At 64.3% G+C, this 19,320-nt stretch carries 16 protein-coding genes; 4 read left to right on the top strand and 12 right to left on the bottom strand.

Going from position 1 to position 19,320, the window contains the following annotated elements:
• Nucleotides 1-20: 20 nt before the first annotated feature.
• Together argA and argE are read right to left on the bottom strand one after the other, a co-directional pair.
• The gene (argA, locus tag V7787_RS22980) at nt 21-1,319 is read right to left on the bottom strand and encodes an amino-acid N-acetyltransferase (RefSeq protein ID WP_003253723.1); all 1,299 of its coding nucleotides are present in this window, start codon (nt 1,317-1,319) and stop codon (nt 21-23) included.
• A 124-nt stretch (nt 1,320-1,443) separates the two neighbouring features.
• The gene (gene argE / locus V7787_RS22975; protein WP_020193884.1) at nt 1,444-2,586 is read right to left on the bottom strand and encodes an acetylornithine deacetylase; all 1,143 of its coding nucleotides are present in this window, start codon (nt 2,584-2,586) and stop codon (nt 1,444-1,446) included.
• 116 nt (nt 2,587-2,702) lie between these two features.
• On the opposite strand from argE, the gene V7787_RS22970 reads away from it, so the two are divergent.
• Entirely contained in the window at nt 2,703-4,070 is a 1,368-nt protein-coding gene (locus V7787_RS22970) for a CYTH domain-containing protein (RefSeq protein ID WP_104886921.1), read from the top strand.
• A 166-nt stretch (nt 4,071-4,236) separates the two neighbouring features.
• On the opposite strand, the gene V7787_RS22965 is transcribed toward V7787_RS22970, so the two are convergent.
• Nucleotides 4,237-4,707, bottom strand: coding sequence for an Lrp/AsnC family transcriptional regulator (locus V7787_RS22965; protein WP_003253717.1), 471 nt, complete (start codon nt 4,705-4,707; stop codon nt 4,237-4,239).
• 126 nt (nt 4,708-4,833) lie between these two features.
• On the opposite strand from V7787_RS22965, the gene V7787_RS22960 reads away from it, so the two are divergent.
• The 3 genes from V7787_RS22960 to V7787_RS22950 all read left to right on the top strand — a co-directional run bounded on the left by V7787_RS22960 (nt 4,834) and on the right by V7787_RS22950 (nt 7,392).
• Nucleotides 4,834-5,139: a hypothetical protein gene (locus V7787_RS22960; RefSeq protein WP_003253715.1), complete on the top strand. Its 306-nt coding sequence runs from the start codon at nt 4,834-4,836 to the stop codon at nt 5,137-5,139.
• 176 nt (nt 5,140-5,315) lie between these two features.
• The gene (locus V7787_RS22955; protein WP_336089697.1) at nt 5,316-6,989 is read left to right on the top strand and encodes a GspE/PulE family protein; all 1,674 of its coding nucleotides are present in this window, start codon (nt 5,316-5,318) and stop codon (nt 6,987-6,989) included.
• A gap of 88 nt (nt 6,990-7,077) precedes the next feature.
• Nucleotides 7,078-7,392 (top strand): DUF2388 domain-containing protein, encoded by a 315-nt coding sequence (locus V7787_RS22950; protein WP_064491286.1) that lies wholly within the window; start codon nt 7,078-7,080, stop codon nt 7,390-7,392.
• A 65-nt stretch (nt 7,393-7,457) separates the two neighbouring features.
• Here the strand turns inward: V7787_RS22950 and gcvP are convergent, their stop codons facing one another.
• The 9 genes from gcvP to pepP form a co-directional block, all read right to left on the bottom strand.
• Complete coding sequence (gene gcvP, locus V7787_RS22945) at nt 7,458-10,331, bottom strand: aminomethyl-transferring glycine dehydrogenase (protein WP_336089695.1); 2,874 nt, start codon at nt 10,329-10,331, stop codon at nt 7,458-7,460.
• 196 nt (nt 10,332-10,527) lie between these two features.
• Complete coding sequence (gcvH, locus tag V7787_RS22940; protein ID WP_020191591.1) at nt 10,528-10,911, bottom strand: glycine cleavage system protein GcvH; 384 nt, start codon at nt 10,909-10,911, stop codon at nt 10,528-10,530.
• A 51-nt stretch (nt 10,912-10,962) separates the two neighbouring features.
• Complete coding sequence (gene gcvT, locus V7787_RS22935) at nt 10,963-12,045, bottom strand: glycine cleavage system aminomethyltransferase GcvT (protein WP_020191592.1); 1,083 nt, start codon at nt 12,043-12,045, stop codon at nt 10,963-10,965.
• Nucleotides 12,046-12,172: 127 nt separating this feature from the next.
• Nucleotides 12,173-13,795, bottom strand: coding sequence for an ABC transporter permease (locus tag V7787_RS22930; RefSeq protein WP_064491262.1), 1,623 nt, complete (start codon nt 13,793-13,795; stop codon nt 12,173-12,175).
• 153 nt (nt 13,796-13,948) lie between these two features.
• On the bottom strand, nt 13,949-14,950 hold the full coding sequence (locus V7787_RS22925; RefSeq protein WP_064491263.1) for an extracellular solute-binding protein: 1,002 nt from the start codon (nt 14,948-14,950) through the stop codon (nt 13,949-13,951).
• 115 nt (nt 14,951-15,065) lie between these two features.
• Nucleotides 15,066-16,283, bottom strand: coding sequence for a 2-octaprenyl-3-methyl-6-methoxy-1,4-benzoquinol hydroxylase (locus V7787_RS22920; RefSeq protein WP_177410038.1), 1,218 nt, complete (start codon nt 16,281-16,283; stop codon nt 15,066-15,068).
• Nucleotides 16,284-16,292: 9 nt separating this feature from the next.
• Nucleotides 16,293-16,775 carry a DUF4442 domain-containing protein gene (locus V7787_RS22915; protein WP_010955722.1) on the bottom strand — a complete coding sequence of 161 codons (483 nt, stop codon included), beginning with the start codon at nt 16,773-16,775 and terminating at the stop codon, nt 16,293-16,295.
• Entirely contained in the window at nt 16,772-17,971 is a 1,200-nt protein-coding gene (gene ubiH / locus V7787_RS22910; protein WP_014592796.1) for a 2-octaprenyl-6-methoxyphenyl hydroxylase, read from the bottom strand. Before ubiH ends, V7787_RS22915 begins: the two co-directional genes overlap by 4 nt.
• Nucleotides 17,968-19,302, bottom strand: a complete 1,335-nt coding sequence (pepP, locus tag V7787_RS22905; protein WP_003253692.1) for a Xaa-Pro aminopeptidase — start codon at nt 19,300-19,302, stop codon at nt 17,968-17,970. Before pepP ends, ubiH begins: the two co-directional genes overlap by 4 nt.
• Nucleotides 19,303-19,320: the final 18 nt, after the last annotated feature.

The raw sequence follows: 19,320 nt of genomic DNA, 5'->3' as shown, positions 1-19,320 counted from the left end.
GCGAAGAGGGCGGCCCAGGCTTACAGGGGCTTCTCGAAAATCTTCGAATTGCGCTGGTAGTTGTACAGCGAAGCCCGCGCCGCCGGCAGCCGCTCCACGCCACTCGGCGCAAAGCCGCGCTCGCGGAACCAGTGCGCAGTGCGCGTAGTCAGCACGAACAAAGTACTCAAGCCCATCTGCCGTGCCCGGCTCTCGATGCGTTCCAGCAGCTCATCGCCACGCCCGCCATGGCGGTACTCCGGGTTCACCGCCAGGCAAGCGAGCTCCCCGGCTTCGGAATCGGCAATCGGGTACAGCGCCGCACAGGCGATGATCATGCCCTCGCGCTCGACCACACTGAACTGCTCGATCTCTCGCTCCAGCACTTCGCGCGAGCGGCGCACCAGGATGCCCTGCTCTTCCAGCGGGCTGATCAACTCCAGCAGGCCACCGACGTCCTCGATGGTCGCCTCGCGCACCACTTCGAACTGCTCCTGCGACACCAGCGTACCGCCACCGCCCCGGGTGAACAGCTCGGTGAGCAGCGCGCCATCCTCGGCATAGCTGACGATATGGCTGCGCGCCACACCGCCTTTGCAAGCCTCGGCCGCAGCATCCAGCAGTTCGCCCTGGTAGTCGCTGCCTAGACGCTGCAGATGCGGAGCAACCTGCTGCGGGCGCAGTTCGCGCACCAACCTACCGTCAGCGTCCAACAGGCCCGGCTCGGCGCCGAACAGCAGCAACTTGTCGGCGCCCAGTTCGATGGCCGCGCGGGTAGCCACGTCTTCGCAGGCCAGGTTGAAGATTTCCCCGGTAGGCGAGTAGCCCAAGGGCGACAACAGCACGATGGAACGCTCGTCGAGCAGGCGGCTGATGCCCTTGCGGTCGACCCGGCGCACTTCGCCAGTGTGGTGGTAGTCCACGCCTTCGAGCACGCCGATCGGCCGCGCGGTGACCAGGTTGCCGGAGGCCACGCGCAGGCGCGAGCCCTGCATCGGCGAAGCGGCGATGTCCATCGACAGCCGCGCTTCAATGGCCAGGCGCAGGGCGCCGACGGCATCGATCACGCAGTCCAGGGTGGCCGCATCAGTAATACGCATGCCCCGGTGGTAGTGCGGGGTCAGGCCGCGATCGGCCAGCCGGCTTTCGATCTGCGGGCGCGAGCCATGCACCAGCACCAGCCGCACGCCGAGGCTGTGCAGCAGCACCAGGTCGTGGACGATATTGCCGAAATTAGGGTGTTCCACCCCATCGCCAGGAAGCATGACCACGAAGGTGCAGTCGCGATGGGCATTGATATAGGGGGATGCATGACGCAGCCAGTTGACGTAATCGGGCATGACAGGGCCTGTGGATAAGTGGACGGAGAACGGCGATGCAGGGGGCGTTCAGGATCATCGTCGGAACAGGCTTGCGGTCACGCGCGGTCTCCTCTAGGCAGGAACGAATCAGTTCGATTGACGTTTAGTGCAGGCAATAGTGCCGGATCAAGTCACGCAATAGACGCACGGTAGGCTCGATTCGTGACATTTCAAGGTATTCGCCGGGCTGGTGGGCACAGGCAATGTCGCCAGGGCCCAGCACGATGGTCTGGCAGCCCAGTTGCTGAAGATAAGGTGCTTCGGTGCCGAACGCCACCGCTTCAGCGCGATGGCCGGTCAGGCGCTCCGCGACCTGTACCAGCTCGACATCGGCAGCCTGCTCGAATGGCGGCACCTCCGGGAACAGCGGCGCGTAGTCGATGCGCACCTCATGGCGCTCGGCCACGGGCACCAGCTTTTCGCGAATAGCCGCGCGCAGCTGGTCCACGTCCATGCCCGGCAGCGGCCGCAGGTCGAACTCCAGGGCGCACTGGCCGCAGATACGGTTGGGGTTGTCGCCGCCGTGGATGCAGCCGAAGTTCATGGTCGGGGTCGGCACGGTGAATTGCGGGTTGCTATAGGTTTGTTGCCACTGCTGGCGCAGGCCCATCAGCTCGCCCATGACCGCATGCATGGCCTCCATGGCGCTGCGGCCCAGGCTTGGGTCCGACGAATGGCCGCTGCGACCGAGGATGTCGATGCGGTCCATGAGGATGCCCTTGTGCATGCGGATCGGCCGCAGCCCGGTAGGCTCACCGATGATCGCTGCACGGCCCAGTGGCTGGCCGGCCTCGGCCAGGGCACGGGCGCCGGACATGGAGCTTTCTTCATCGCAGGTGGCAAGGATCAGCAGCGGCTCCTTGAAGTCGTGCTCCAGCAGCGGGATGACCGCTTCGATGACCAGGGCAAAGAAGCCCTTCATGTCGCAGCTGCCCAGGCCGACCCAACGGCCATCGGTCTCGGTCAGCTTCAGCGGGTCGCTGGCCCACAGCTGTTCGTCATAGGGCACGGTATCGCTGTGCCCGGCCAGCACCAGCCCTCCCGGGCCGGTGCCACGGCTGGCCAGCAGGTTGAACTTGCCGGGGCTGACCTGCTGGATATCGCACTTGAAACCCAGGTCGCCCAGCCAACCGGCCAGCAGGTCGATAACCTGGCGGTTGGACTGGTCCAGCGCAGGTTGGGTACAGCTGACCGAAGGCGCGGCGATCAAGGCGGCAAACTGGTCTTTCAGCGTCGGCAACGGCATGCGCGTACTCCTCGGAAACGTTGCCCATCATAGGACTATCCGCTGTCTGGAATAAACCGTTGAGGGCTGACTGCTGTAGACTCTCTGCCAACCACGCCCCCTCTTTCGAGTCTGTGATGCACAAAGAAACCGAACTGAAGCTCCGCGCCAGCCGCGAGACCCTTGCCGCCCTGCGCGAGCACCCTCTGCTGAAAAAGCGCAACAAGTCCGGCTGGCAGACCCGTGAACTGCTCAACCAGTACTTCGACACCCCCGAGCGTGAGCTGTCCGCCGCCCGTGTCGCCCTGCGCCTGCGCCGCGATGGCGACGCTGTCATTCAAACCCTCAAGTGCCGCGGCCAGAGCGTGGCCGGCCTGTCCGAGCGCAACGAGTACGAATGGAACCTGGACAAGGTCAAGCTCGACCTGAAGAAGCTGGACGCCACCTGCTGGCCCGAGCAACTGGCCAACCTGGACAAGAAAACCATCAAGCCGCTGTTCACCACCGACTTCAGCCGTGAATACGCCGAAATCGCCTGGGGCCGTGGCAAGAGCAAGGTGGTGATCGAGGCTGCACTGGACCAAGGCTTCGTGATCGCCGGCAAGCGCAAGGAAGAGATCTGCGAGCTGGAGCTGGAACTGCGCGAAGGTGAACCGCAAGCCCTGCTGGAACTGGCCGCAGAGCTGGCCGCCAGCCTGCCACTGATGCCGTGCGACATCAGCAAGGCTGAGCGCGGTTACCGCCTGCTGGAACCGGACAGCTACGAGCTGGACCTGCCGCACACTGCGCTGGAAGCCGAAATGGCCCTGGACGACGCCTATGCCGCCCTCGCCTGGCAACTGCTGGGCAGCAGCCAGCGCCTGGCCGAGCAGTACCGCCACAACGGCCACTGGCGCCTGCTCCAGGACTGGGTCGAGTGCCTGAGCGAGCTGCGCGCGCTCACCGCCAGCCTGGGCCAGGCAGCACCGCGCGCCACCACCCGCGACCTGCGCGCCAGCCTTGATGCCTTGCTTGAAGACTGGCGCCCGCTGGTGCAGGCCGGCAACGATGACGAAGACATCCGTCGCGCCGCGCCCGAGCAGTTCACCGAAGAACTGGAAGACGTACGCTGGGGCCAGTTCTCGCTGGAAACCTCACGCTGGCTGATGGCCCGGACCTGGACCGCAGAGCGCAAGGGCCGCGGCGAACGCCAGGGCAAGGCGCAGTTGGCCAGCTGGCTGGTGCACCTGCTGGGTGAGGAAGGCCGCGCGCTGAAGCTGCCGCTGTACACCCAGCGCCCGGAAGACCTGGCCGAGCAGCTGCCACGTATCGAGCAGCTTCTGGCCTGGCTGCACCACGCCCGCCAAATACTGGAAGCGCCGCAAATGGACCGCTTGTACGGCGACCTGAAAAAGCTGCACGAGCTGGCCGAGCAGCCCATCAGCGATGAAGTGCTGGAAGCGCGTATCGAACAGGCTCGGGCGGTGGACCAGAGCCGCGGCTGGAAGCACCTGCTCAAGGCGTGATACCGCGTCGCCTGCTTCGCGGGTAAACCCGCTCCTACAAAGGTTCGCGCCAGGCGTGAGGCCGGTGTAGGCGCGGGTTTACCCGCGAATGACCACACCGGTGTAGGAGCGGGTTTACCCGCGAATGACCACACCGGTGTAGGAGCGGGTTTACCCGCGAATGGCCTCACCGCGATAGCGGCAGGCTAGTGGTGGACTTGATCTCGGAAAGCGCCACAATCGAATTCACCTCCTGAATCCCCGGCACGTTCGACAGTTTTTCGAAGAAGAACCGCTCGTAGGCCTCGATGTCAGACGTGACGATGCGCAGCAGAAAGTCCACAGCCCCCATCAGTACATAACACTCCAGCACCTCAGGGAACCCGCGGATCGCCTCGGTGAACTCGGTGAAGTTGGAGCGCCCGTGGGCGTTCAGTTTCACTTCGGCGAAAATCTGCGTGTTCAGGCCGACCTTCTTGCGGTCCAGCAAGGTCACCTGCCCCCGAATCACCCCCTCTTCCTTCAAGCGCTGAATGCGCCGCCAGCACGGCGATTGCGACAGCCCGACGCGCTCGGCGATCTGTGCACTGGACAGCGAAGCGTCCTCCTGCAGCAGTTCGAGGATGCGACGGTCGTAGGCATCCAGCTCGCTGTGCATTGTTTATTCTCCATATCAGATTTTTTTGAATAAAAAAATTCACCAATAAGGCGAAATCACCCAATCATAGCGAAAAAATACCGCCACCAACGTGCAAGAATTTCTCCCTCATTTGCGGAGACCAGCATGAACGCACAGCCCCGTACCGACGCCTGGGCCGCCACCAACGCCCACAGCACCGTGCACTATCGCCTGCAGGCCGAGGCCGAGCCCGATAGCCTGTGCCGGGTGCTCAACCTGTTCGCCTTGCAGTTCCTGACCCCGCATAGCGTGCAGGTCAGCCAGCAGGATGACTGGCTGGATATCGAAATCGGCATTGGCGGGTTGAGCTGGCACCGGGCCGAGGTCATTGCACAGAAACTGCGTAACCTGGTGTGTGTGGGTGAGGTGAGCCTGACCAACTTGCAGCGAGTGGCGTTGGCAGTGGTCTGAACCACCCTCTCTGCTGGACCTGTACCTCAAGGCCCGTACGATCTCTGTCGGAGCGGGTTCACCCGCGAAGCGTCCGGTACAGGCGCAGCAAAATCCCGAAACCTTTCACCTCCGATAGCCTCCCGCCGCCCGGCTAGCCTTGATCAGCACTACCCGATCAGGCACGGACGCCAACCATGCACACCCCCGACAACCCCGCACTCGACCTCAAGCGCGTGCTCCAGGCCCTGCTCGCTGACCAGCACCTGCACGCCAGCGATACCCTGCAAGTACTCGAACACGCCGCTGCCCACCCCGCTAGCCACCCGCTGGAGCACATCGCCGCCTGCAGCCTGGAAAGCCGCCAGCACCCCGGCCAGCCCCTGGACTTGGAGCACCTTTGCCAGTGGCTGGCCGACAAGGTCGGCCAACCCTACCTGCGCATCGACCCCATGCAACTCGACCTGCCCCAGGTCACCAGCCTGATCTCCCCAGCCTTCGCCCAGCGCCACGGCATCCTCATCGTCGCGGCCGATGCCTCCAGCGTCACCGTCGCCAGCGCCCAGCCTTTCCAGAATGACTGGCAGGCCGACCTGGCCCGCAGCCTCGGCCGGTCGATCCGTCGCGTACTGGCCAGCCCGCAGCAGATCCGTCAGTCAGCGCAGTCGTTCCACCGCCTGGCCCAGTCGGTAAAAGGCGCGCAATACCAGCAGTCGGCGAGCCTGGGGGAACTTGAGCAATTGCTTGAGCTGGGCAAACGCCAGGCCGAGGCCAGCGCAGACGACGCGCATATCGTGCATATCGTCGACTGGCTGTTGCAGTACGCCATCGAGCAACGCGCCAGTGATATCCACCTGGAACCACGCCGCGAACAGGGCCAGCTGCGCTACCGCATCGATGGCCTGCTGCACACCGTCTATGCCTTCCCCGCCGGGGTCACCCTGGCCCTCGTCAGCCGCCTGAAACACCTGGGCCGCATGGACGTTGCAGAGAAGCGACGGCCGCAGGACGGCCGGCTGCAAAGCCGCCTACCCGGTGGTGGCGAAGTGGAGCTGCGGCTTTCGACCCTACCCACCCCATTTGGCGAGAAACTGGTGTTGCGCCTGTTCGACCCGCACCAGTTGCAAGAGGGCTTCGACCGCCTTGGCCTGCACGGCCAGCAACTGGCCCAATGGCAGCGCCTGCTTTGTCAGCGCCAAGGCATCATCCTGGTCACCGGCCCCACCGGCTCCGGCAAGACCAGCACGCTGTATACCAGCCTCAAACTGCTGGCCACACCACAGGTCAACCTGTGCACCATCGAAGACCCGATCGAGCGCCTGGAGCCAGCCTTCAACCAGTTGCAGGTGCAGCCCGCGCTGGACCTGGGGTTTGCCAACGCGGTCAGGGCCATGCTGCGCCAAGACCCCGACATCATCATGATCGGCGAAATCCGCGACCGCGAAACCGCCCTGGTGGCGGTGCAGGCAGCGCTTACCGGGCACCTGGTGCTATCGACCCTGCATACCAACGACGCCTGCGCAGCAATCACCCGCCTGCAAGAGCTGGGGGTGGCCGACTACCTGATCAAGGCAACGCTTATCGGGGTGATGGCCCAGCGCTTGGTGCGAACCGTCTGCACCGACTGCCAGGCAGGTTCATCAGCCACCTGCCGAGCCTGCCGCGGCACCGGTTTTCAGGGGCGCACGGGATTATTCGAACTGCTCGAGCCCAGCGACACCTTGCGCGCATTGATCGGCCCTGATGCCGACCTGACCCGTTTGCGGAGCCAGGCGCTGGCCGATGGCCTGGTTGATCTGCGCCGTTGCGGCGAGGCCAAGGTGGCCGCTGGGCAGACCCGTGCCGAGGAAGTGCTGCGCGTCTGCAACTGACGAAAAGTCCTTTGTATTCAAGGAACTTGCCTTGCCCGAAAAGATCCAAGCGCGCATCTTCAACCATCACCCTTCGAGGTGTTTCAACATGCGTCTCAAAACCGCCATTGCCGCCGCTACCTTGCTTTCGCTGCCTCTTGGCTCGGCCATGGCCGATACCTTCTGGCGTAACGTGATGACTTCCGGTGCTACCACGGCGTCGAGCTACCTGACCTCGCGGGATCACAAGCTGGTAGTGGCCGCGCAGGATGACGCCAGCAGCTTCGTCGCCAGCGAAGGCGCGATCCGCGGGCCGTTCCTGGAAGCGGCCATGCGCGAGGCACGGGCAGATAACCCAGGGATGCAGGCTTCCGACATGGAGTTGGCCAATGCCATCCTGGCCAAGAATGCGGTAGCCGAGTAACTGCGTCGCCTGCTTCGCGGGTGAACCCGCTCCTACAGGCACCCGCGAAGCATCCAACACCAACCTCAGCGATAAGCCTCCACCGGCACACACGCACAGAACAGGTTCCTGTCCCCATACACGTTGTCTACCCGGTTCACCGCCGGCCAGTATTTGTGCTGGCGCACGTGAGCACTGGGGGCCACCGCCTGCTCCAGGCTATACGGTCTGTCCCATACCCCCAAGACATCAGCCAAGGTATGCGGTGCATGTTTCAGCGGGTTGTTCTCCGCTGGCCAGTTGCCCTGCTGTACTTCGTCAATTTCCGCCCGTATCGCCAGCATCGCCTCGACGAACCGATCCAGCTCGGCCTTCGATTCACTCTCGGTCGGCTCCACCATCAACGTGCCCGGCACCGGGAACGACATGGTCGGTGCGTGGAAGCCATAGTCCATCAGGCGCTTGGCCACGTCCTCTTCGCTGATGCCTGTCAGCGCTTTCAACGGCCGCAGGTCGAGGATGCATTCATGCGCCACGCGCTGGTTGCGCCCACGGTAGAGCACCGGGAACGCCGCGCCCAACTGGCTGGCCAGGTAGTTGGCCGAAAGGATAGCCACCTCGCTGGCGTCGGCCAGCTGCGGGCCCATCACGGCGATATACATCCAGCTGATCGGCAAGATGCTAGCGCTGCCCCAGGGCGCGGCGCTGACCGCGCTGTTGTTCGGGTCCAACCCAGGCACCGGCACCACCGGGTGGCTGGCGACGAACGGCTTGAGGTGCGCGCGGATACCGATCGGCCCCATACCCGGGCCGCCGCCGCCGTGGGGAATGCAGAACGTCTTGTGCAGGTTCATGTGTGAAACATCGGCCCCAATGTCTGCGGGGCGCGCCAGGCCCACCTGGGCGTTGAGGTTGGCACCGTCCATGTAAACCTGGCCGCCGTACTGGTGCACCACATCGCAGATTTCGCGTATCTCCTCTTCGTACACGCCGTGGGTCGAGGGGTAGGTGATCATCAGGCACGACAGACGCTCCCCGGCCGCGTGCGCCTTGGCTTTGAGGTCAGCCAGGTCGACGTTGCCATCGTTGTCGCAATCGACGATCACCACTTCCATGCCGGCCATCTGTGCCGACGCTGGGTTGGTGCCGTGGGCCGACGACGGGATCAGGCACAACGTGCGCATCGGCTGGTGGCGGCTGCAGTGATAGCGGGTAATGGCCATCAGGCCGGCGTATTCACCCTGAGCACCGGAGTTGGGCTGCATGCAGATCGCATCGAAGCCGGTGATCGCGCACAGCCAGCTTTCCAGTTCGTCGATCATCGCCTTGTAGCCTGCCGCCTGGGCCGCCGGGGCGAACGGGTGCAGCTGGGCAAAACCGGGCCAGGTGATGGGGATCATCTCACTGGTGGCGTTGAGCTTCATGGTGCACGAGCCCAGTGGAATCATCGACTGGTTCAGCGCCAGGTCCTTGTTCTCTAGCTGCTTGAGGTAGCGCAGCATCTCTGTTTCGCTGTGATGCAGGTTGAACACCGGATGGGCGAGGAATGGCGTGCGTCGCACCAGGCTGGCGGGGATGCCTTCAGGCAGGGCCAGCTGGTCGAGGGCGGTGATTTCCAGGCCATGATCCACCCCCAGGAAGATGTCGAGCAGGCGCAGCACCGTCTGTTCGGTGCAGGTTTCGTCCAGGCTCACCCCCAGGTGCCCGCGACCGAGAATGCGCAAATTGATGTGCGCGGCCTCGGCGCTTTCAATGATGGCCGCCTGGGCACCACCAACATTCAGGGTAAGGGTGTCGAAGAAGTGCTGATTGAGGCGTTTGATGCCTTTGGCCTCAAGGCCGGCAGCCAGGATGAAGGTCAGCCGGTGCACACGCTGCGCGATGCGTTGCAGGCCTTCCGGGCCGTGGTACACCGCGTAGAAGCCGGCAATGTTGGCCAACAGCACCTGGGCCGTGCAGATGTTGGAGTTGGCCTTTTCGCGGCGAATATGCTGCTCGCGGGTTTGCAGGGCCATCCGTAATGCGGTGTTGCCACGGGCATCGCGCGACACGCCGATGATGCGCCCCGGCATGGCTCGCTTGTAGTCGTCGCGACAGGCGAAATAGGCCGCGTGAGGCCCGCCATAGCCCATCGGCACACCGAAGCGCTGGGTCGAGCCCAGCACCACATCGGCGCCCAGCTCTCCGGGCGGTGCCAGCACCACCAGGCTCAGCAGGTCAGCGGCTACGCAGGCCAAGGCCTGCTGGCCGTGCAACTGGTCGATCAGCGGGCGCAAATCGCGCACTTCGCCGTGGGTGTCGGGGTACTGCAGCAAAGCGCCGAACACCGAGTGTTTGGCAAGGTTATCCACAGAATCGACGATCAGCTCGAAGCCGAACCCCTCGGCGCGGGTCTTGAGTACCGAAAGGGTCTGCGGATGGCAGTGCTCGTCGGCAAAGAAGGCGTTGCTCTTGTTGCGTGCCACCCGCTTGGCCAGGGCCATGGCTTCGGCGGCAGCGGTGGCTTCATCGAGCAGCGAGGCATTGGCCAGAGGCAGGCCAGTGAGGTCGATGACCATTTGCTGGAAGTTCAGCAGCGCCTCCAGCCGGCCTTGGGCAATTTCGGGTTGGTAGGGCGTGTAGGCGGTGTACCAGCCAGGGTTTTCCAGCACGTTGCGCAGGATGACCGTGGGGGTGATGGTGCCGTGGTAGCCCATGCCGATGAGGCTGGTCCAGACCTGGTTCTGTTCGGCGTAACCGGCGAGCTTGGCCAGGGCGGCTTGCTCGTCCAGTGCCGCTGGGAGGTCGAGGGGGCGATTGAGGCGGATGTCTGGGGGAACGGTCTGCTCGATCAGCTCGTTGCGGCTGGCGATACCCAGCGCGTTGAGCATGGCCTGCTGCTCTGTGGCATCGGGGCCCAGGTGGCGGCGCAGAAATGGGTTGAGCTCTTGCAGTTGATGCAGGGATGGCGACTGGGACATGACGACGCTCTCTTCCTAGACCAGGCCTCATGGAGACTTACAAGTCTAGGAAGGGATTGCCGATTGTGCGGGGAAACTTGTTTGCAGGCCCGGCCTCTTCGCGGCTAAAGCCGCTCCTACAGGGGCTGCACCCGTCTCGAATGCAGCGCTGTACCTGTGTAGGAGCGGCTTTAGCCGCGAAGCAAGCGACGCGGTCTTACTCGCCAATCAGCGCCTGGTAGCCAGCCGCATCCAGCAACTTGTCCAGCTCGGCCGGGTTGCTTGGCTTCAATTTGAAGATCCACGAACCGTAAGGCTCTTCGTTAAGCAGTTCCGGGCTATCGGCCAGCTCTTCGTTGACCGCAATCACTTCGCCACCGACCGGGGCATAGATGTCCGAAGCGGCCTTGACCGACTCGACCACACCCGCAGCGTCGCCAGCGCCAAACACTTTGCCGACTTCAGCCAGCTCGACGAACACCACATCACCCAAGGCTTGCTGGGCGTGATCGCTGATACCCACGGTCACACTGCCGTCGGCTTCCAGGCGAGCCCACTCATGGCTTTCGGCAAAACGCAGTTCGGCGGGGATATTGCTCATGTCTTGAATTCCTCGATTGGCTCAGCGGTACGCCCGCCGGTTATAAATTGTTCAGATCAGAATCTTGCCGTGGCGCACGAAGGTCGGTTTGACCACCCGCACCGGGTACCACTTGCCGCGAATTTCCACCTCGGCCCGATCACCGGTAGCCATAGGCACGCGCGCCAACGCAATGGACTTGCTCAGCGTAGGCGAGAAACTACCACTGGTGATCTCTCCTTCGCCAATGCCGGCTACACGCACGACCTGATGGGCGCGCAGTACACCGCGCTCTTCCAGCACCAGACCCACCAGCTTTTCCTGCACGCCGTGCTCGATTTCCGCAAGCAGGCCGACACGGCCGATGAAGTTGCGCTCGGCCGGTTCCCAGGCGATGCTCCAGCCCAGGTTGGAGGTGAGCGGGGTGTGGTTTTCGTCGATGTCCTGGCCGTACAGGTTCATGCCGGCCTCCAGACGCAGGGTATCGCGGGCGCCCAGGCCGCTTGGGGCGATACCGGCGCCGACCAGGTCGTTGAAGAAGGCCACCGCCTGATCGCCCGGGAAGATGATCTCCAGGCCGTCCTCACCGGTATAGCCGGTGCGGGCAATGAACCAGTCGCCGTCGGCAACGCCCTCGAACGGGCGCAGTTCGCGGATGAGTGCAGCGCGCGCGGGGCTGAGCAGGGCCGCGACCTTTTCGCGGGCACGCGGCCCCTGGATGGCAAGGATGGCCAGATCAGGGCGGACCTGGAAGTCCACGGAAAACCCGGCACGTTGCAATTGCAGCCAATCGAGCACCTTGGCACGGGTGGCGGCATTGGTGACCAGGCGATAGCCGGTTTCAGTGCGGTAGACAATCAGATCATCGATCACCCCGCCCTGTTCGTTCAGCAGCGGGCTATACAGCGCCTTGCCGGTGTCGTCGAGGCGGGCCACGTCGTTGGCCAGCAGGCGCTGCAGCCAAACAGTGGCATCAGTGCCGTCGACATCGATCACGGTCATATGAGAAACATCGAAGACGCCGCAATCGCTGCGCACCTGATGGTGCTCCTCGACCTGCGAGCCATAGTGCAGGGGCATGTCCCAGCCACCGAAATCGACCGTCTTGGCGCCTAGCGCCAGGTGCAGGTCATACAAAAGCGTGCGCTGTCCCATGGGTTTCTCCTTCCGGGCGTGGCGAAGCGGCGGCGGTCGATGACGTTGGGTCGTCAGCTTTTCTTGTTACTCACACCCGCCGCGCGAATGCCGCGCATTGTAGCCGCAAGGTCGCAAACTGACATCCTCAGTGACTGTGACCGGGTCGACGTGCCGAACGGCGAATCAGGCCGATGACCGGCAGCAGCCCCACCAATACCAAGGTCAGTGCCGGCAGCGAGGCGCGCGCCCACTCGCCTTCGCTGGTCATCTCGAACACCCGCACGGCGAGGGTGTCCCAGCCGAACGGCCGCATCAGCAAGGTGGCGGGCATTTCCTTGAGCACATCGACGAACACCAGCAGCGCGGCGCTAAGTGCCCCCGGCACCAGCAGCGGCAGATACACCTTGAAAAACAATCTTGCGCCGCCAACACCCAGGCTGCGCGAGGCTTCAGGGAGTGACGGGCGGATGCGCTCCAGGCTGCTCTCCAGCGGCCCGTAGGCCACCGCGATGAAGCGCACCAGGTAGGCCAGCAGCAACGCCGAGAGGCTGCCTAGCAGCAGCGGCTTGCCGGCGCCGCCCATCCAGCTGGACAGCGGGATGACCAGGTGGTTGTCGAGGTAACTGAAGGCCAGCATGATCGATACCGCCAACACCGAACCGGGCAGGGCATACCCCAGATTGGCCAGGCCAACCCCGGCGCGGATTCCGCCCGTCGGTGCCTGGCGCCGGGCGAAGGCCAGCAGCAGCGCCACGCATACCGTGACCAGCGCCGCCATGCTGCCCAGGTACAGGGTGTGCAGCACCAGGCCGACGTAACGCTCATCCAGGTCATGCCGACCGCGTTGCCAGAACCACACCAGCAACTGCGCCAGCGGGATGACGAAAGCGCAGGCAAACACCAGCAGGCACCAGCCACTGGCCAACAGCGCCTTGAGGCCGCGCAGGTGATACAGCGCCTGCGCGCGCGGCCGTTCGTTGCCGCTCCGGCTGGCACCGCGGGCGCGGCGCTCGCCGTACAGCACCAACATCACCGCCAGCAGCAGCAGGCTGGCCAACTGGGCCGCACTGGACAAGCTGAAAAAGCCGTACCAGGTCTTGTAGATGGCCGTGGTGAAGGTGTCGAAGTTGAATACGGCCACTGCACCGAAGTCGGCCAGGGTTTCCATCAGCGCCAGGGCGATACCGGCACCGATCGCCGGCCGAGCCATGGGTAAGGCCACCCGCCAGAACGCCTGCAGGGGCGATAACCCGAGTACCCGCGCCGCCTCCATCAGGCCCTTGCCCTGAGCCAGGAAAGCCGTGCGCGCCAACAAGTAGACATAGGGATAGAAGACCAGCACCAGGACGGTGATTACCCCACCGGTGGAACGCACCCGAGGCAGGCGCATTGGCCCGAACACCTCGCGCAGGGCGCCTTGCACCGGGCCGGAAAAGTCCAGCAGGCCGACGAAGACGAACGCCAGCACGTAGGCCGGGATGGCGAACGGTAACATCAGCGCCCAGTCCAGCCAGCGTCGACCAGGGAAGTCGCAGAGGCTGGTAAGCCAGGCCAGGCTGACGCCCAGCACGGTGACACCAATGCCCACGCCCACCACCAGGGTCAGGGTATTGCCGAGCAGGCGCCCCATCTGGGTGTCGAGCAGGTGGGACCAGATCTGCAGGTCGATGGATTGCCAGGACAACAGCAGCACGCTCAGGGGCAGCAGCACCAAGGCGGCGATCAGGGAGACCGGGAGGTACCAGCGGCGTTGGGGGGTGTGGGGCAAATTGAATGTCTCTGTGGCTGATTTGCGACCGCTTTGCGGTCGTTCGCGGGTAAACCCGCTCCTACGGGGACCGCGCAAGGCAGTGCCGATCCTGAGGAGCGGGTTTACCCGCGAAAGGGCCCTAACGGGCCCAAAGAGGATAAAGCCTGGCGCTTAGTTGTAGCCAGCCCGATCCATCAGGCGAATGGCTTCAGCCTGGCGCTTGCCGGCAATTTCCACCGGAATGCTGTCAGCCTTGAAGCTACCCCACGCCGCCACTTCCTCCGATGGTTTCACCTTCGGGTTGGCCGGGAACTCCTGGTTGATATCAGCAAACAGCTTTTGCGCTTCTTCGCCGGTCATCCATTCCACCAGTTTCTTCGCGGCTTCCGGGTGTGGCGCATGCTTGGTCAGGCCGATGCCCGAGAGGTTCACGTGCACGCCACGGTCACCCTGGTTGGGCCAGAAGATCTTCACCGGCAGGTTCGGGTTCTGCTTGTGCAGACGGCCGTAGTAGTAGGTGTTGACCACGCCCACATCACATTGCCCGGCCTCGATGGCCTGGATCACCGCGTTGTCGTCGGAGAACACATCGGTGGACAGGTTGTTGACCCACCCTTTGACGATTTGCTCGGTCTTGGCCTCACCGTGGGTTTCGATCAGGGTGGCGGTCAGCGACTGGTTGTACACCTTCTTGGCCGTGCGCAGGCACAGACGGCCTTCCCACTGTTTGTCAGCCAGGGCTTCGTAGGTGCTCAACTCCTCGGGTTTGACCCGCTCGGTGGAGTAGATGATGGTGCGCGCGCGCAGGCTCAGGCCGGTCCAGTCATGGGACGAGGCGCGGAACTGCGCCGGGATGTTCTGGTCGATGACGTCGGACTCGATCGGCTGCAGAATGCCCATCTGCTCGGCCTGCCACAGGTTGCCTGCATCGACGGTCAGCAGGAGGTCGGCCACGCCGTTGTCGCCCTCGGCCTTGATGCGCTGCATCAGCGGGGCTTCCTTGTCGGTGATGAACTTGATCTTGACCCCGGTCTTGGCGGTATAGGCATCGAACACCGGCTTGATCAGCTCGTCGATGCGCGAGGAGTACACCACCACTTCGTCCGCTGCCTGGGCAGTGCCGCCGAACAGGGTCAGGGCCAAGGCGGCCAGTAGGGGCTTGCGTGGCAACATTTGAAGCACTCCTCGATCGTATGAGAGGTGCGAATGGTAGTGAATCCCATTTTCTGGCTCACCTACCTAGGCGTTACCGGATGTTGCAAAGGACTGCTACGCAGCCCCGCCACTCTCAAGCCTTGGCCAGATCCGGCAGGTCACCACTCAAACCCAACGCCTGGCGCACAAACAGCGCCTTGGCCTCCGGCATCTGCTCCACCAGCTTCAACCCGCTGTTGCGCAACCAGCGCAACGGCAGCGGATCGGCCTGGAACAACCTCTCGAACCCCTCCATCGCCGCCATCAACGCCAGGTTGTGTGGCATGCGCCGGCGCTCGTAACGGCTCAGCACCTTCACATCGGCCAGTCTCTCGCCGCGCTCGCAAGCATTGACCAGCACCTCAGCCAGCACCGCCGCGTCGAGGAAGCCGAGGTTCACACCCTGCCCGGCCAGCGGGTGAATGGTGTGTGCAGCATCACCGATCAAGGCCAGGCCTTCATCCACGTAGCGCTTGGCGTGACGCTGGCGCAGCGGCACGCACACCCGTGGGTCGGCCTGAAGCACCTCGCCCAGACGCCCTTCGAAGGCCCGCTCCAGGGCCTGCAGGAAGGCCACTTCATCCATCGCCATCAGCTGCTCGGCATGCTCCGGGGTGGTCGACCAGACGATCGAGCACCAGTCCTGCTGGCCATCGCGGGTCAACGGCAGGAATGCCAGTGGACCTTCGTCAGTGAAGCGCTGCCAGGCCGTGGCCTGGTGCCCGGCGCTGCAACGCACGCTGGTGACAATGGCATGGTGCAGGTAATCCCACTCGCGGGTTTCGCAGCCGGCCAGACGCCGCACCGCCGAATTGGCACCGTCGGCAGCGATCACCAACGGTGCCCGCAGTTGCCGGCCATCCGCCAGGGTCAGCAGCCACTCATCGCCGGAGCGACGCAATTGCTCCAGCCGCGCATTGGCCAGCAGGCCGATGTCGCTGTCGTGCAGGCGCTCCAGCAGGCCGTCCTGCACCACCCGGTTCTCGACGATATGGCCGAGCACCTGGGCATGCACACTGGCCGCCGAGAAGTGAATCTGCCCGGTGCCGCTGCCATCCCACACATGCATGTCGGAATACGGCGTGGCGCGCCGCTGGGCAATGCCATCCCAGGCGCCAAGGCGCTCGAGGATGCGCTGGCTGGCCGCCGATAGCGCGCTGACACGCGGCTCGAACGGGGCCTGGGCATCGAAGGGTACGACCGTCAGCGGGCCACCATCGAGCAACAAAATTTGCAGGCCACTGTGGCGCAACGCCAAGGCCAGGGCGCTGCCCACCATACCGGCACCGACAATCAACAGATCTGCGCGCATTTCCATGCCTTACGCCTGCCTCGCTTGCGGCTTGAGCCGCACGTATAGGGTTTTATCGACCCGCGCCACCAACTCGCCGGCGCCATCGCGGATATCGACCTGCAAACGCGGCAGGCATTTCTTGCCGGTGGCGGCCTGCTGGCGGATTTCGTCCAGCAGCGCATCATCGACGTGGAATTCGGCATAAACCGGGCCTTTGCCCGGCGAGATGAAATCGATGCTGGCGGCCTTGTCCCAGACGATGTAGTCACGCCCCAGTTGCTCGATCAACAGCAGCATGTAGAACGGATCGACCATGGCATACAGGCTGCCACCGAACTGGGTGCCGACGTAATTGCGGTTCCAGCGAGTCAGTTTCATCGCCACCTTGACGCTACGCAGGTCCGGGCTGATGTGCTGCACACGGATACCGGCACCCAGGTATGGTGGGTAGAGGTTCAGCATCCAGCGCAGCATGCGCGCCCGGCGCGCCAGTTTACGCGGGTTGCTCATGCCTGGCCCCGCGGATCAGGGCGGGTGCCCAGGCCCATCGCCTGGCGGGCGAACCAGCTTTTTGCCGGTGGCAACAGGTCGAGCCCGAGCAGGCCAAGGTTGCGCCCGGCCGTCAGCAACGGCTGATTGCTGCCGAACAGGCGGGTGACCTGGTCGGAGAAGCCGATGGTCATCGCCTGGTCCAGGCGCTGGCGCTGGTGATAGGCCTGCAACGTGGTCAGGTCGCCAGGCTGCTGTGGGCCCGCCAGCAGCGCTTCGGCCAGGGCCTGCACGTCACGCAACGACAGATTGAAACCCTGGCCCGCGATGGGGTGCAGGCTGTGTGCTGCGTTGCCCAGTACCACCAGGTGCGGCCGCACCTGCTCCTGGGCCTCGATCAAGGACAGCGGGTAGAGGTGCCGTGCGCCCACCTGCCGCAGCGCGCCCAGGCGGTACCCGAACACACCCTGCAGTTCGCGCAGGAAGCTGCGCTCGTCGATGTCGGCCAGGCGCCGCGCATCCATGCCCTGGCGGGTCCACACCAGTGCGCAGCGGTTTTCCGGCAACGGCAGCAAGGCCATGGGGCCCTCTTCGGTGAAGCGCTCGAAAGCCTGGCCGCCGTGGGCCTCACCCGGGGTAATGTTGGCGATCAACGCGCTCTGCTGGTAAGGCGTGTGGCGCACATGGATGCCCAACTGCTCGCGCAGGCCAGAGCGGCCACCATCGGCCAGTACCGCCAGGTCACATTCCAGCTGGGTGTCGTCGTTCAGCCGCAGGCGGTAACCGCGTTCGATGGCCTGCATCGAGGTCACTTCGGCCGGGCAGCGCCAGCTCACCACCTCGCTGTCCAGCCCTTGCCACAGGCACTGGCCGAGCCAGGCGTTTTCCACCACATAACCCAGCGCCGGTACGCCCTCTTCCAGGGCATCCAGGCGGGTCGCGCCAAAGCGACCACGGTCGGATACGTGAATCTGGCGAATAGGCTCGGCGCGGCGGCCGATGGCCTGCCACAGGCCCAGTTGCTGATAAATCTGCTGGGTACCGAATGACAACGCCGACGAGCGCGCATCGTAGCTGGGCTGGTAGCTGTCGCCGGGGGCGAACGGCTCGATCAGCAGGATCTTCCAGCCGCGCGCCTTGGCGCCGGCCTGCAGGGCCAACGCCAGGCTTGCGCCAACCAGGCCACCGCCGATGATCGCCAGGTTTACCCGGCTCATGCCACGGCCTTGCGGGCAGCCTGCATCAGCGCCTCGATCTCGGCGACCGTACGCGGCACGCCCGAAGTCAGGATTTCACAACCTTGCCTGGTCACTACCACGTCGTCCTCGATCCTTACCCCAATGCCGCGCCACTTTTTGGCCACGGCCTGATTGTCGGCGCCAATGTAGATACCCGGCTCCACGGTCAGCGCCATGCCGGGTTCCAGTACCCGCCACTCGCCGCCCACCTTGTACTCGCCCACGTCGTGCACATCCATGCCCAGCCAGTGCCCGGCGCGGTGCATGTAGAAGGCGCGATAGGCTTCGCTGTCGATCAGCGCCTGCACATCACCTTCGAGCAAGCCCAGCTCCACCAGGCCCGCGGTGATGACCCGCACGGTCGCTTCATGGGCGTGGTTCCAGTGCTTGCCGGGGGCTATTTCGGCAAACGCCGCCGCCTGAGCCTTGAGCACCAGCTCGTAGATGGCCTTCTGCTCGGGCGAAAACCGCCCACTGACCGGGAAGGTGCGGGTGATGTCGCTGGCATAGCAGTCGATTTCGCAGCCGGCGTCGATCAGCACCAGGTCGCCATCCTTAAGCGGCGCGTCGTTCTGTTGATAGTGCAGGATGCAGCCATTGCGCCCGGCCGCAACGATCGAGCCGTAGGCCGGCATCTTCGCCCCGCCCTTGCGGAATTCGTAGTCCAGCTCGGCTTCCAGGCTGTACTCGTGCAGCCCGGCGCGGCAGGCCTGCATGGCCCGCACATGGGCCCGCGCAGAAATGTCCGCGGCAGCACGCATCACCTTCACTTCCGCCGCCGATTTATACAGGCGCATATCGTGCAGCAGATGATCCAGCGCAACGAACTCGTTCGGTGGCTGGGCGCCCAGGCGTGCCTTGGAGCGGATCACATTGATCCAGTCCATCAGCCGGCGGTCGAACTCCGGGTTGCTGCCCATGGCGCTGTAGACCCGCTCGCGGCCTTCGATCAGGCCTGGCAGGATCTCGTCGATATCCGTGATGGGGAAGGCATCGTCGGCGCCGAAATCACGCACCGCCCCTTCCTGGCCGGCCCGCAGGCCGTCCCACAGCTCGCGCTCAGGATTGCGTTCACGGCAGAACAGCACGTACTCGCCATGCTCGCGCCCTGGAATCAAAGCAATCACCGCCTCGGGCTCCGGGAAGCCGCTGAGGTACTGGAAATCGCTGTCCTGGCGGTACACGTGCTCGACGTCGCGGTTGCGGATGGCAACCGCAGCGGCGGGCAGAATGGCGATGCTGTTGGGGACCATCTGCGCCATCAGCGCCTTGCGCCGACGGGCATACTCGGCCTTGGGAATGTGGCTCATGGGCAGACTACCCTTGGT

This window comes from Pseudomonas sp. CGJS7 (assembly GCF_036961695.1).
The sequence above is the reverse complement of the archived record's forward strand: the minus strand, read 5'-3'. Positions and strand labels throughout refer to the sequence as shown.